The sequence below is a fragment of the Micromonospora sp. NPDC047557 genome (assembly GCF_043205095.1).
In the GTDB taxonomy this organism is placed as follows: Bacteria; Actinomycetota; Actinomycetes; order Mycobacteriales; family Micromonosporaceae; genus Micromonospora.
In genome coordinates this window covers 900,698-914,382 of sequence record NZ_JBIDDK010000001.1, presented here as the reverse complement: position 1 = coordinate 914,382, position 13,685 = coordinate 900,698, and the positions used below count along the sequence as shown (strand labels likewise).

The window sequence follows — 13,685 nt, the reverse complement described above, 5'->3', positions numbered from 1 at the left end:
GTGGCCGCGCCGATCATCGAGGCGGACGGTCTGGGCATCCGGTTCGTCCGCAACCGTCGCCGCCAACTGCGGCTGCGCGAGCTGTTCATCCACCGGGGCGCCCGGGGCGCCCTGCCAGGCCAGTTCTGGCCGCTGCGCGACGTGTCGTTCACCGTCGAACCGGGCGAGACCGTCGGGGTGATCGGCCGCAACGGCACCGGCAAGAGCACCCTGCTGCGGCTGATCGCCGGGGTGCTCATCCCCGACGAGGGCGACATCCGGGTGCACGGCGCGGTGGCGCCGCTGCTGGAGTTGTCCGCCGGCTTCTCCAACGACCTGACCGGGCGGGAGAACCTGCACCTGGTCGGTGGGCTGCACGGGCTGTCGACGAGCTACCTGAAGCGGCACTTCGACGAGATCGTCGAGTTCGCCGGTGAGCAGGTGGAACGGGCCATCGACACGTCGGTGCGGCACTACTCGTCGGGAATGAAGGTGCGGCTCGGCTTCGCGATCATCTCGCACCTGCCGCACCCGATCCTGCTGATGGACGAGGTGACCGCGGTCGGCGACGCGGAGTTCCGCAAGAAGTGTTACGCGACGATTGAACGTCTGCTCGGGGAGGGGCGCACGCTCGTGCTGGTGTCACACAACGAAAAGGACCTGACCCGGTTCTGCCGTCGGGGGTTGTACCTCGACGCGGGCCGGTTGACGCTCGACGGCACCATCGCCGAGGCGCTCGACGCGTACCACGCCGCGGTTCCGCGGTGACGCTCGCGATCGTGCTCGCCGCCGGGACGCCCGCGGCGAGCCTGAGCACCGCGTCCGGCGAGCCGCTGGCCGACCGGCTCGCCGCCCAGCTGCGCCGGGCCGGGGCGGCCGAGGTGCGCTTCGCCGCCACCCTCGACGAGCTGGCCGCGATGGCCGACGCCGCCGACGGGCCGCTGCTGATCAGCGGCACCGACCTGGTGGCGCACACCGCCGTCCTGCGGCACCTCGCCACCAGCCCGGTGGGACCGACCGTGGCACTGGTGCTGACCGACCCGCCGGTGCCCGGACGGACCGCCGTGCGCGAGGAACGCGGCCAGATCGTCGACGCCGGCCCGCTGGACGCCCTCGACGGCGACGCCACCGGCGTGTTCGGTGGCGCGTTGCGCGTCGGCGTCGACGACCTGCCGACCCTGGCCGCCGCCGCGCGGGCCGTCGCGGCCGGCGGCCCCGGGCCCGCCGTGGACCGGCTCGTCGCGGGTCTCGCGGCGCTCGGCACCCTGATCTTCGCCCAGCGGGTACGCCTGCTCGTGGCGCACCGGGTCGACGACGACGCCGAACTGGTCGCCGCCGAAGCGGCGGTGACGGCGGTCGACGAGGACCGCGCCGAGCTGCGGCTGTCGGTGAAGGAGCGGGACGACTTCTTCTCCACGTACTTCGTCAGCACCTGGTCGCCGTACGTCGTCCGGCTCGCGGCCCGGCTGCGGCTCACCCCGACCGGGGTCACGGTGATCTCGGTGCTGTTCGCACTGGCCGCCGCCGTGCTGTTCGGGGTCGGCGGGAGGCCAGCGCTGGTCGGCGGCGCGGTGCTGCTCTACCTCGGCTTCGTGCTGGACTGCGTGGACGGTCAACTGGCCCGCTACACCCGGCACTTCAGCGCGTGGGGCGGCTGGCTGGACACGATGGCCGACCGGGCGAAGGAGTACCTGGTCTACGCCGGTCTGGGCTTTGGCGTCAGTCACGCCGGGCTGGGCAACGGCTGGGCGTTGGCGATCGCCGCGATGACGTTGCAGACCGTCCGACACATGACCGACACCTGGTACGGGGTGCTGCACGACGAGGCGGCACGCCGGCCCCGGACGGCGGCGGGAGCCAGCGGCGGGATCGGTGACCGGCTGAACGCCGCGTCGACCCGGGTGCAGGCGGACACGGGCTCGCTGTCGTACTGGCTGAAGCGGACCGTGGTGTTCCCGATCGGCGAGCGGTGGGCGCTGATCGCGCTGACCGTGGCGCTGTTCAACCCGCTGGTCAGCCTCATCGCGGTGCTGGTCTGGGGTGGGTTGGCGTTCGCGTACACCGGGGCGTTGCGCACGTTGCGGGCCCGCTGGATGTGGGTGCCGGTGCTGGACACGGTCGACGCGACCCTGCACCGCGACGACGGCCCGCTGGCCCGCCGGCTGCCGGTGGTCCGCCCGATGGGGCCGCTCACCCTGGCTGTGATCGCCGCGCTCGGTCCGGCGGTGCTGCTGGTCGCCGCCCTGCTGGGTGACTCGCCGGCAGGGCTGCGGTGGGCGGTGCCCGTGGCGTTGCTGGTGCTGCTGGCCGGCGGCCTCGGCGCCGGGGCCGCGCACAACGGCCCGCTGGACTGGCTGGTGCCGGCGGCGCTGCGGGCCGCCGAGTACCTGTTCGCGATCGCCGTCGGGGTGGTCGGCGACGCGCCGGGCTGGCTGATCTTCGGCTACGTCTTCGTGCTCACCGTGCACCACTACGACCTGACGGCCCGACTGGAGAAGCGGCAGACGGCACCGCCGCTGCACGGCGCCACGCTGGGCTGGGACGGACGTTCGGTGCTGCTGACCCTCGCGGCGATTGTCGGCATCGTGAGTATCGGCATGGCTACACTCGGTGCGTACCTTCTCGTGGTTTTCGTGGCGAGCGTCGTCCTGGCCTGGTTCGTCCGGCCGGCCCGTAGCGCGCGGGCGTCGGCCGCGCCGGTGGGCGCGGGAGGTGTCGCGCCGCGCTGACGAAAGGGACGGCCGGATGACCCTGATCAGTTTCGTGGTGCCGGCCTTCCGGGTTCAGGGATATCTGCGCGAGTGTCTGGACTCGGTCCTCGGCCAGCCGGTGACCGACCTCGAGGTGATCGCCGTTGACGACTGCTCGCCCGACGCCAGCGGTGAGATCATCGACGAGTACGCGGCCCGCGACCAGCGGGTCCGGTCGGTCCGGCTGTCGGAGAACGTCGGCCTCGGTCCAGCCCGCAACATCGGGCTGGACCAGGCCGTCGGTGAGTACGTGTGGTTTCTCGACGGGGACGACTGGCTGGCGCCGGACTGCCTGCGGGAGGTGGCCGAGCGACTGCGCGCGACCCGGCCGGACGTGCTGCTGGTGGACCACGTCCGGACGCACTGGAACGACACCGTCACCCGCAGCGCGATGGCCGAGGTGTTCCCGGAGTCGCCCGGCGTGGCGACCTTCCGGCTGCGGGACCGGCCGGAGGCGATGCGGCTGCTGCACACCGCCTGGAACCGGCTGGTCCGCCGGGAGTTTCTGGTCGAGCTGGGATTGCGCTTCTCGGACGGCTGGTACGAGGACGTCTCGTTCAGCTATCCCGTGCTGATGGCGGCGCAGCGGATCGGCGTACTGGATCGGGTCTGCGTCAACTACCGGCAGCGCCGTGCCGGCGCGATCACGAAGACCAGAGGGGACCGGCACTTCGAGGTGTTCCCGCAGTGGCACCGGGTCTTTCACCTGATGGACGCCTGGTCACCGGCGGTGGACGCGCTGCGGCCGGCGGTCTTCGAACGGATGATCTGGCACTACCTGACCGTGCTCGGCAATGGTCAGCGGATCGCCCCGGAACTGCGGCCGGCGTTCTTCGCGCAGATCACCGCCGACTATGCGCGGTGGCTGCCGGACGGCGGGTATCCCGTGCCGGAGGGCGTCGAGGGAGTCAAGCACCGGCTGGTCGCGGCCGGCCGGTGGCGGACGTTCAGCGCGTTGCGGGCTGCCAGCCGGGCCCGCGACACGGCCCGGAGGCAGGCGCGTACCGCCCGTCGTCGGGTCGGGCCGGTGGCCCGGCGCGGCGCGCGGCTGGCCCGCGACGGGCTGCTGCACGAGTACTACCGGGCGGAGCTGCGCCGGCCGGTGGACCCGACGCTCGCGGTGTACGCGGCCTACTGGTACCGCGGGTACTCCTGCAACCCGGCCGCGATCTACGAGGCGGCCCGCCGGTTGGCCCCCGAGGTGCGGGGCGTGTGGATCGTGCGCCGCGACCGGGTGGACGCCGTACCGGCCGGGGTGGAGTACGTCGTCGCCGGCACCCCGGCGTACTACCGGGTCCTCGCGCGGGCCCGGTGGTTGGTCAACAACGTCAACTACCCGGACTTCGTCCGGAAGCGGCCGGAGCAGGTGCACGTGCAGACCCACCACGGCACCCCAGTCAAGGTGATGGGGCTCGACCAGCAGCGCTACCCGATCGGCGCGGGCCGGATGGACTTCGCCGGCCTGCTGCGCCGGGTGGACCGCTGGGACTACAGCGTCAGCGCCAACAGCTTCTCCACCCAGATGTGGGACCGGGCCTATCCGGCCACCTACACGACGCTGGAGGTGGGCTACCCGCGCAACGACCGGCTGGTCACGGCCAGTCCGGACGAGGTACGCCGGCTCCGCGCGGAGTTCGGCCTCGGGCGCGACGAGCAGGTGGTGCTGTACGCCCCGACGCACCGCGAGCACCTGCCCGGCTACCGACCGCCCTTCGACCCGGACCGGTTCGTCGCCGCGCTCGGTGACTCGGGGCGGCTGCTGATGCGCAGCCACTACTTCCACGACCGGGAGCGCCGGCCCGGCTGGCCGCTGGACTTCCAGCGGGTGCGCGACGTCAGCGGCTACCAACGGGTGGAGGACCTCTACCTCGTCGCCGACGTGCTGGTCACCGACTACTCCTCGGCGATGTTCGACTATGCGGTGCTGGACCGGCCCATCGTGCTCTACACGCCGGACTGGGAGGCGTACCGCCTGGCCCGGGGTGTCTACTTCGACGTCACCGCGGAGCCACCGGGGGCCGTGGCCACCACGTTCGCCGACCTGCTCGACCTGTTCCGCACGGACGCGGTGCGCTCGGACGCGGCGCATAAGGCCCGCCAGCACTTCCGGGGCCGGTTCTGCCGGCTGGACGACGGGCAGGCGGCCGAGCGGGTGGTGCGCCGGGTGTTCCTCGGCGAGCAGCCCGAACCGTCGGCGGGCTGCTGACCGCAACGACACCTCGTCCCGGCGTAATAGCTGTGTCATGGGCCGAACACGAGACGTTTACCCGATGTGCGAAACGAATGATCCTGGTCACAGTCTTGTGGGGGTTCGGCCGACGAGCTGGGGGAGGTGACGGTGAGCACCGTCGCGCTCAAAGATGTGACCAAAGTTTTCAAGGACGGCACGTTGGCCGTCGACAGCATAAATCTGGATGTCAACGACGGCGAGTTCATGGTGTTGCTGGGGCCGTCCGGCTGCGGCAAGTCCACAGTGCTGCGCATGATCGCCGGTTTGGAGGACCCGACCCAGGGTGCGGTGCTGCTGGACGGGGAACTGGCGAACGACCTGCCACCACGCGACCGCAAGATCGCAATGGTCTTCCAGGACTTCGCGCTCTATCCGCACATGACAGTGGGCGACAACATCGCCTTTCCGCTGCGACTGGCCGGTGTCGAACCCGAGCCCCGCGGTGAGCGGGTCACCGACGTGGCGAGCGCCCTGGGCATCAGCGACGTGCTCGCCCGCAAACCGGGCCAGCTCTCCGGCGGCCAACGCCAGCGGGTCGCCATGGGCCGCGCAATCGTCCGACGACCGGGACTGTTCCTGATGGACGAGCCCCTGTCGAACCTGGACAGTGGGCTGCGCGCCGAACTGCGCGCGGAGATCTCCGGGTTGACCCGGGAGCTGGGCGTCACCACCGTCTACGTCACCCACGACCAGGCCGAGGCGCTGACCATGGCCGACCGGGTGGCGATCATGCGCCGCGGCGTGCTCCAGGACGTGGGCACACCCACCCAGGTGTACGGCCGCCCGGCGACGCTCTACGTGGCCGCCTTCCTGGGCAGCCCCCGGATGAACCTGTTGGAGGCGTCGGTCTACGTCCACCTCGACCGGTACGTCACGCTCAACCTCGGTGACCAGTCGCTCTACCTGCCGTGGAACGACATCCGCAGCCGGGCCGTGGCGCACTACCACGGCGAGCGGATCGTGGTCGGGATGCGGGCCGAGGCGCTCACCCCGGTCGCCCCGGACAGCCCCGGTGACGTCCTGCGTGGCCGGATCCGCTACCTGGAGCACCACGGGCACGAGTCGCTGGCGTTCCTCGACATCGGGGCGACCGCGATCATCGTGGACGAGATGGGCGCGCCACTGGACCCGCCGCCCGTGGGCCAGCGAGGGCTGCGCCGGTTCGGTGCGGTGATGCAGCGACTCACCGGCAAGCCGGTGGAGGCCGAGGAGGTGTCGAACGGCGCCACGCGGACCAGCGTCCTGCCCGACCCGGGCCGGCACCACCGTCGTCCGGCGGAGTTGGCGGTGCGGCTCGCGCCGTACCCGGCGGTCACCGCCGGCCACCCGCTCGCCGTGTCGGTTCGGATGGACGCGCTGCACTTCTTTGACGAGCGCGGGGCCCGGATCGACGTGGGTTGGCGGTGACGCCACGCCGTAGCGGGGTGGCGGGACGGCCGTCCGGTGTCCTACCGTCTGCCCACTAGTCCACTATGTGACACACCGAGAGGGGTGCACCCGTGTCGGGTGACCGTCCCAGTCCGCTCGTCATCGAGCGAATCCTGCGCGACCGGCAGGGCATCTGGCAGCAGATCGTGGCCGAGGGCGACCTCAACGCGCTGACCGGGCGGATGCTGGCCAGCTCCGCCATCGCGCTCGCCTGCTACGGCGCGGTGCTCGGGGCGTTCCACAGCCCGCTGATGGCGCTCACGTCCGCGCTGAAGCTGCCGCTGCTGTTCCTGGTCACGCTGGCCATCTGCCTGCCCACGCTCTACCTGTTCAACCTGGTGTTCGGCGCCCGGTTGTCGGTGCGCCAGTCGCTGGCGCTGGTGATGGTCGCGATCACGGTGACCTCGATGCTCGCGGTGGCGTTCGCACCGATCAGCCTCTTCTTCCTGATCACCGCGCCCGACTACGGCTTCTTCAAGCTGCTCAACGTCGCGATCCTGACGCTGTCCGCGCTGGTCGGGCTGCGCTTCCTGACCGGCGGGATGCAGGTGCTCAATGACCACGGCCTGCTCGCCCCGGCGGTGGCCACGGCCGGGGCCGCGGGCCAGGTCAACGCCCAAGCGCCGGCGGTGCCGGCTGCCGTACCCGCCGGTTCGGTGCCGGCCAGCGTGCCCGCCGATGCGGCCTCGTCCACCGATGCGGGCGCCGAGCCGGTCGCCGTGCCGGCCGGAGCAGCGGTGGCGGGCTCGGCCGCGAACGGTGGCACGCCCGCCGCGGCGCCGACCGTGCAGACCCCGGCTCAGGTGCCGGCGCACGTCCCGGCCCAGTGGGGCGGACAACCCGCCCCCGGCTCGTTCCCGCCCGGCGTGTTGCCGCCCGGCTACCCGCCGGCGCAGCGCCCGTGGGCCACCCCGCCGGCCCGGCGCGGCGAGCCGACGCAGCGGCCGGCCAGCATGACGCTGCTCTACATCTGGATCCTGCTCTTCGGGTTCGTCGGCACCCAGCTGGCGTGGACGCTGCGTCCGTTCTTCGGTGACCCGGGTCAGGATTTCTCGCTCTTCCGCAGCATCGACGGCAACTTCTACGCGGAGATCCTGCGGACGATCGCCAACCTCTGACCCATCGGTAGCCGGGGAAAACCCTGGTTGCCCCCCTGGTTACCGAGAAGTAACGTCGGGCTATGACCATCGACTCCCGCCAGGTGGCGGCCGGCATCCTGGAAGCGGTGCCGTTCGCCCGTACGCTCGGCATCGAATTCGTCGAGGTGGCACCGGAGGCGGACGGCGGGGTGCGGGCCGTCGTCCGACTCCCCGACACGCCGGCCACCCACAACCACGTCGGCGGCCCGCACGCCGGGGCGATGTTCACGCTCGGCGAGACGGCCTCCGGCGCGGTCGTGCTGGCCGCCTTCGGGCAGCTGCTCGACCGTTGCGTACCGCTCGCCGTCCGGGCCGAGATCGCCTACCGCAAGCTGGCCCGGGGGCCGGTGCTGGCCGCCGCGCGGCTCGGGCGGCCCGCCCCGGAGGTGATCGCCGAGCTGGAGTCCGGTCGGCGGCCCGAGTTCGCCGTCGAGGTGGAGATCGCCACCGAGGACGGCACACCCACCTCGGCGATGACGGTGATCTGGACGTTGCGGCCGAACTGAGCCACGCCACGGGCGGCCGAAAACGGGTTTGCGGGCCCGGCCGGGTGGTTAGATTCGTACCGTGCTGGGCCTACCTGCTCATGTGACCGCCTGTCTCTTCGATCTGGACGGTGTGCTGACGCAGACCGCCCGGGTGCACAACGCCGCCTGGACGAAGACGTTCGACGACTTCCTGCGGCAGCGCGCCACGGCAACCGGAGAGCCCTTCCAGCCGTTCGACCCCGGCCCGGACTACAACCGCTACGTCGACGGCCGGCCCCGCGCCGACGGCGTCCGGTCGTTCCTCGCCTCCCGGGGGATCGTGCTTCCCGAGGGCAGTCCCGACGACCCACCGGACGCCGACACCGTCAACGGTGTCGGCAACCGCAAGAACGTCCTGCTGCTGGAACAGCTGCGCACCGCCGGCGTCGAGGTCTACCCGGGTTCGGTGCGTTATCTGCGGGCGGCGGCCGCCGCCGGGCTGCGTCGGGCGGTGGTCACCGCGAGCGCCAACGGACGCGAGGTGGTCGCCGCGGCCGGGCTGGAAGCCCTGCTGGAGGCGCGGGTCGACGGGCTCGTCGCCCGCGAGCAGAAGCTGCGTGGCAAGCCGGAGCCCGACACCTTCCTGGCCGGGGCCAGGATCCTCGGGGTGGACCCCGCCCAGGCCGCCGTCTTCGAGGACGCGCTCTCCGGGGTGGCCGCCGGCCGGGCCGGCGGTTTCGGGTACGTGGTCGGTGTGGACCGGGTGGGACAGGCCGATGAGCTGCTCGCACACGGCGCCGACATTGTGGTGAAGGATCTCGCGGACCTGCTCGACGCGGGCGACGCCGACCCGCCGGCGCCACGCCCCGCCGGCGACACCGCTGGCCGGGCGCCGACCGGCGAGCGGGGCCTCGCGTGATTCGGGAACGGGCCTATCCCGTCGAGCCCTGGCACATCCGGGAGACCCGCCTGGACATGGACGTGCTGGCCCAGTCGGAGTCGGTCTTCGCGCTCTCCAACGGGCACGTCGGTCTGCGCGGCAACCTCGACGAGGGCGAGCCGCACGGCCTGCCCGGCACCTACCTCAACTCGTTCTACGAGCTGCGTCCGCTGCCGTACGCGGAGGCCGGCTACGGGTTCCCCGAGTCGGGGCAGACCATCGTCAACGTCACCAACGGCAAGCTGATCCGGCTGCTCGTCGACGACGAACCGCTCGACGTCCGCTACGGCGAGCTGCTGTCGCACGAGCGCATCCTCGACATGCGGGCCGGCACCCTGCACCGGGAGTTGCACTGGCGCTCGCCGGCCGGCCGTGAGGTCAAGGTCCGCAGCACCCGGCTGGTGTCGTTCACCCAGCGGTCGGTCGCCGCGATCAGCTACGAGGTGGAGGCCGTCGACGGCCCGCTGCGGCTGATCGTCCAGTCCGAACTGGTCGCCAACGAGTCGCTGCCGGCGCAGAGCAAGGACCCCCGGGTCGCGGCGGTGCTGGAGTCGCCGTTGCAGGCCGAGGAGGAGCTGACCACACCGGACGGCGGGCAGCTGATCCACCGCACCAAGGTCTCCGGGCTGCGGGTGGCCGCCGCCATGGAGCACGAGGTGCACGGCCCGGACCACACCACGATCGAGTCCGAGGGGTACGAGGACTGGGTACGCACCACCATCGGCTGCGTGCTCCGGCCCGGCGAGAAGCTGCGGGTGGTCAAGTACCTGACGTACAGCTGGTCCAGCCGCCGTTCGCTGCCCGCGCTCCGCGACCAGGTCGGCGCGGCGCTCGCCGGGGCCCGGCTCGACGGCTGGGACGGGCTGCACCGGGAGCAGCGCAACTACCTCGACGAGTTCTGGGACGCGGCCGACGTGCTGGTCGAGGGCGATCCGGAGATCCAGCAGGCCGTGCGGTTCGGTCTGTTCCACGTGCTCCAGGCCGGCGCGCGGGCCGAACAGCGCCCGATCGCGGCGAAGGGGTTGACCGGCCCCGGTTACGACGGGCACGCCTTCTGGGACACCGAGATGTTCGTCCTGCCGGTGCTCACGTACACCCAGCCGAGCGCGGTGCGCAGCGCGTTGCAGTGGCGGCACAGCACGTTGGGGCAGGCCCGGGAACGGGCCGAGACGCTCGGCTTCAAGGGCGCCGCTTTTCCCTGGCGGACCATCGAGGGGCCGGAGTCCTCCGGGTACTGGCCGGCCGGCACCGCCGCGTTCCACATCGCCGCCGACATCGCCGACGCGGTCCGCCGGTACGTGCTGGTCACCGGGGACACGGTCATGGAGCGGGAGATCGGTCTGGAGCTGCTGGTGGAGACCGCCCGGCTGTGGCGCTCGATCGGGCACCACGACCGGCACGGCCAGTTCCACATCGACGGGGTCACCGGCCCCGACGAGTACACCGCGGTGAAGAACGACAACGTCTACACCAACCTGATGGCCCAGCGGAACCTGCTCACCGCCGCCGAGGTCGTGATGCGCTACCGGGATGAGGCGTTCCACCTCGGGGTGACCGACGAGGAGGCGGCGAGCTGGCGGGACGCGGCGACCTCGATGCACGTGCCGTACGACCACGAGCTGGACGTGCACCAGCAGGTGGAGGGGTTCACCCGGCTACAGGAGTGGGACTTCCCGCACACACCCGCGGAGAAGTACCCGCTGCTGCTGCACTACCCGTACTTCGATCTGTACCGCAAACAGGTCGTCAAGCAGGCTGACCTGGTCCTGGCCATGCACTGGCGGGGGGACGCGTTCACCCCCGAGCAGAAGGTGCGCAACTTCCTCTACTACGAACGCCGGACGGTGCGCGACTCGTCGCTGTCGGCCTGCACCCAGTCGGTGCTCGCCGCCGAGGTGGGCCATCCCGACCTGGCGCACATCTACCTGCGCGAGGCCGCGCTCATGGACCTGCACGACCTCAACGAGAACACGCGCGACGGCGTGCACATGGCCTCGCTGGCCGGCGCGTGGCTCGCCCTGGTCAGCGGGTTCGGCGGGCTGCGCGATCACGACGGTGAGCTGTCGTTCGCGCCCCGGCTCTCCAGCCGGCTCAGCCGACTGGAGTTCTCCCTTCAGTGGCGCGGGCTGGCGCTGCGGGTGGACGTCCGGCCGCACCAGACGACGTACTCGCTGCGCCACGGTGGCCCGGACGACGTCGTGGAGCTTCGCCACCACGACCAGATGCTGCGGGTCACCTGCAACGAGCCGGTGACCGTGCCGGTGCCGCCGGCCGAGCCCTCGGGGCCGCCGCCGGAGCAGCCACCGGGCCGGTCGCCGTTGCTGCGGCTGCCCGAGCACGAGCAGTGACGGCCGGGGCGGGAATGCTCCCGCCCCGGCCGGCACGCGCGTTCGTCAGACCGGCTCGCCGGTCGAGGGCCGCCCGATCGCGTCGCGGGGTGCGGCCGCCTTGGGATCGTCGGGCAGCCGAGCCGAGGCGGCCTGGTCCCCGAAGTCCTGGTTGCGCTCCGCGTCCTGTTCACGCTGGTCGCGCTCGGTCATCTGCTGCTGCCGGGAGATCTGCTGCTTGGCCATGCTGATCCTCGCGATCCGTCGGGGCGCCGGTGCGCCGACACGGTCTGCGGTCTCCTCGTCGCGTACCCGGCGGTCCACCTGGCAAACGCCGCCCCTGAGGTTGCGCGATGCGGCGGGCGCGGGCGCGTGCGACGCGGCGGGTGGGGTAAGCGGGCCAGAGGCGAGCACGCGGAGGTGCGGCATGGACGAGCAGCGCAGCACGGTCACCATTCCGATCCGGGACGTCGAGCTTCCCGCCGACCTGATGCTGCCCCCACGGCCGGTCGGCGTGGTGCTGTTCGCGCACGGCAGCGGTAGCTCGCGGCACAGCCCACGTAACGTCGCGGTGGCCCGGACGTTGACCGACCGCGGTTTCGCCACCGTGCTGGTGGATCTGCTCACCCCGGACGAGGACGAGCTGGACACGCGCACAGCCGAACTGCGGTTCGACATCGGGATGTTGGCCAGCCGGCTGGCCGGGATCGTCGACTGGTTGGCGGCCGAGAGCCCCGCCGGTGACGTGCCGATCGGTCTCTTCGGTGCCAGCACCGGCGCCGCCGCCGCGCTGGTCGCGGCCGCGTACCGCGCCGACCGAGTGGGCGCGGTGGTCTCCCGGGGCGGCCGACCCGACCTGGCCGGCACCGCCCTGGCCCAGGTGCGTACCCCGACGTTGCTGCTGGTCGGCGGCCTGGACGAGGAAGTGATCACGCTCAACGAACAGGCGCTCACCGAGCTGGGGGAGGTCGGCGAGCTGTGGGTGGTGCCGGGAGCCACCCACCTCTTCGAGGAGCCCGGCGCGCTCGACCAGGTCGCCGAACATGCCGGCACCTGGTTCAGCACCCATCTCGCCCGGACGACAGCGGTGCCGCGCCGCTCATGACGGTGCCGGCGCGTCCGCGCCGGAGCGGCGGCGCTGGACGGTGTCGATGACCCGCCAGAGGACGGCGGTGATCGGAACGCTGACGAAGGCGCCGGCGATGCCCGCGATCAGGGTGCCCGCGGTGACCGCCACCAGGATCACGGCCGGGTGCAGGCGCACCTGGCGCTTCATGACCAACGGCTCCAACAGGTTGCCCTCGATCTGCTGCACCGCGACCACCGCGGCGAGGGTGAGCAGGGCGGTCGTCGGCCCGTTGGCCGCCAGCGCCACCAGCACCGCCACCGCGCCGGCCACCGTCGCCCCGATGATCGGTACGAAGCCGCCGAGGAAGGTGATCAGCGCCAGCGGCAGGGCCAGCGGCACCCGCAGCAGCACCAGGGCCAGGCCGATGCCGATCGCGTCGATCGCGGCGATCAGCATGGTCCCCCGGCTGTACGCGCCCAGCGTCTGCCAGCCGGCCCGGCCGGCCTCGGCCACCACCGGTCGGTTCGGGCCGGTCATCCGGGACAGCACCCAGTGCCACATCGACCGGCCGTCCTTGAGCAGGAAGAAGAGCAGCACCAGGGCGAGCAGCGCGGAGCCGACGACCTCGCTGGCCGTCCGGGCGCCCGCCACCGGGTCCGGAGAGCTGCCGCTGAGCCCCTCCCTGGCCTGGTCGATCAGCTTGTCGAGTTGGGCGTCGCTGACCGGCAGGGTCGACGTGACGAAGTCGCGGCTGCGGTCCAGCCCCTGGGTCAGCTCCTGACTGAGCTGGTCGAACTGGCTGGCGGTCAGGTTCCAGACCAGCGCGCCGACCCCCACCAGGATGCCGAGTAGCAGCAGGACGGTGAGCAGCGCGGCCAGTGCCGCGGGCAGGCGCAGGCGGCGCAGCCGAAGCAGCACCGGGTCGAGCAGGGCGGTGAGGAAGATGGTGGCGGCCAGGGCGATGGCCAGCGGGGCCAGCAGGACGGCGATCCGGCCCAGCAGGTAGAGCCCGGCGACGATCACCACCAGGCAGGCGCTCCACACCACCGCGCTTCGAACCAGCCAGGGCAGGGTGGCCCACGCCTGGCGCGGACCGGTCTCACCGGTCGTCGCCGCGCTGCCGGTTGTGGACACGGTGCCGGCGGTGGACGCCGTGCCGGTGGTGGACGCGCTGCCAGTTGTCGGCGCGGCGTCCGCCCCGGGTTCGTCTGCCGTCATGTCGGCCCTCCTCGATCTCGGCGAGGTCGGTACCCGGCCGGCGATGCGCCGACACCCGAATCGCGCCATCCCCGTCCGGACCGTCGGTGTTTGCGCCGACTGGCCCAGGGAACGCGAGTGGTAACGACCCGAGGAGGA

The 13,685-nt window shown here is 72.1% G+C and carries 11 protein-coding genes; 9 read left to right on the top strand and 2 right to left on the bottom strand.

What is annotated here, in order from left to right:
* The 8 genes from ACGGAQ_RS04215 to ACGGAQ_RS04180 all read left to right on the top strand — a co-directional run bounded on the left by ACGGAQ_RS04215 (nucleotide 1) and on the right by ACGGAQ_RS04180 (nucleotide 11,281).
* Entirely contained in the window at nucleotides 1-747 is a 747-nt protein-coding gene (locus tag ACGGAQ_RS04215) for an ABC transporter ATP-binding protein (RefSeq protein ID WP_354863304.1), read from the top strand.
* Nucleotides 744-2,708, top strand: a complete 1,965-nt coding sequence (locus tag ACGGAQ_RS04210) for a DUF5941 domain-containing protein (protein WP_393044451.1) — start codon at nucleotides 744-746, stop codon at nucleotides 2,706-2,708. Before ACGGAQ_RS04215 ends, ACGGAQ_RS04210 begins: the two co-directional genes overlap by 4 nt.
* A gap of 16 nt (nucleotides 2,709-2,724) precedes the next feature.
* The gene (locus tag ACGGAQ_RS04205) at nucleotides 2,725-4,935 is read left to right on the top strand and encodes a CDP-glycerol glycerophosphotransferase family protein (protein ID WP_393044449.1); all 2,211 of its coding nucleotides are present in this window, start codon (nucleotides 2,725-2,727) and stop codon (nucleotides 4,933-4,935) included.
* 132 nt (nucleotides 4,936-5,067) lie between these two features.
* Nucleotides 5,068-6,366 (top strand): ABC transporter ATP-binding protein, encoded by a 1,299-nt coding sequence (locus tag ACGGAQ_RS04200; protein ID WP_393044447.1) that lies wholly within the window; start codon nucleotides 5,068-5,070, stop codon nucleotides 6,364-6,366.
* Between the two features lie 92 nt (nucleotides 6,367-6,458).
* Nucleotides 6,459-7,505, top strand: coding sequence for a hypothetical protein (locus tag ACGGAQ_RS04195; RefSeq protein ID WP_393044445.1), 1,047 nt, complete (start codon nucleotides 6,459-6,461; stop codon nucleotides 7,503-7,505).
* A gap of 62 nt (nucleotides 7,506-7,567) precedes the next feature.
* The gene (locus tag ACGGAQ_RS04190; RefSeq protein ID WP_354861951.1) at nucleotides 7,568-8,032 is read left to right on the top strand and encodes a DUF4442 domain-containing protein; all 465 of its coding nucleotides are present in this window, start codon (nucleotides 7,568-7,570) and stop codon (nucleotides 8,030-8,032) included.
* A gap of 61 nt (nucleotides 8,033-8,093) precedes the next feature.
* Nucleotides 8,094-8,912: a beta-phosphoglucomutase family hydrolase gene (locus ACGGAQ_RS04185; protein ID WP_393044443.1), complete on the top strand. Its 819-nt coding sequence runs from the start codon at nucleotides 8,094-8,096 to the stop codon at nucleotides 8,910-8,912.
* Nucleotides 8,909-11,281 carry a glycoside hydrolase family 65 protein gene (locus ACGGAQ_RS04180; protein WP_393044441.1) on the top strand — a complete coding sequence of 791 codons (2,373 nt, stop codon included), beginning with the start codon at nucleotides 8,909-8,911 and terminating at the stop codon, nucleotides 11,279-11,281. The genes ACGGAQ_RS04185 and ACGGAQ_RS04180 overlap by 4 nt, the downstream gene beginning before the upstream one ends.
* A 45-nt stretch (nucleotides 11,282-11,326) precedes the next feature.
* Here ACGGAQ_RS04180 and ACGGAQ_RS04175 read toward each other — a convergent pair whose 3' ends face one another.
* Nucleotides 11,327-11,506, bottom strand: a complete 180-nt coding sequence (locus ACGGAQ_RS04175; RefSeq protein ID WP_354861957.1) for a hypothetical protein — start codon at nucleotides 11,504-11,506, stop codon at nucleotides 11,327-11,329.
* A gap of 181 nt (nucleotides 11,507-11,687) precedes the next feature.
* On the opposite strand from ACGGAQ_RS04175, the gene ACGGAQ_RS04170 reads away from it, so the two are divergent.
* A complete protein-coding gene (locus ACGGAQ_RS04170) occupies nucleotides 11,688-12,365 on the top strand; it encodes a dienelactone hydrolase family protein (RefSeq protein WP_393044439.1) in 678 nt (225 codons plus the stop codon).
* Here ACGGAQ_RS04170 and ACGGAQ_RS04165 read toward each other — a convergent pair.
* On the bottom strand, nucleotides 12,360-13,547 hold the full coding sequence (locus tag ACGGAQ_RS04165) for an AI-2E family transporter (protein ID WP_393044437.1): 1,188 nt from the start codon (nucleotides 13,545-13,547) through the stop codon (nucleotides 12,360-12,362). The two genes, ACGGAQ_RS04170 and ACGGAQ_RS04165, sit on opposite strands and share 6 nt — an antisense overlap.
* Nucleotides 13,548-13,685 lie beyond the last annotated feature (138 nt).

Coding starts and splice junctions, on each gene's coding strand:
- ACGGAQ_RS04190 (WP_354861951.1), top strand. CDS start 7,568: ATGACCATCGACTCCCGCCAGGTGGCGGCCGGCATCCTGGAAGCGGTG.
- ACGGAQ_RS04205 (WP_393044449.1), top strand. CDS start 2,725: ATGACCCTGATCAGTTTCGTGGTGCCGGCCTTCCGGGTTCAGGGATAT.
- ACGGAQ_RS04175 (WP_354861957.1), bottom strand. CDS start 11,506: ATGGCCAAGCAGCAGATCTCCCGGCAGCAGCAGATGACCGAGCGCGAC.
- ACGGAQ_RS04170 (WP_393044439.1), top strand. CDS start 11,688: ATGGACGAGCAGCGCAGCACGGTCACCATTCCGATCCGGGACGTCGAG.
- ACGGAQ_RS04165 (WP_393044437.1), bottom strand. CDS start 13,547: ATGACGGCAGACGAACCCGGGGCGGACGCCGCGCCGACAACTGGCAGC.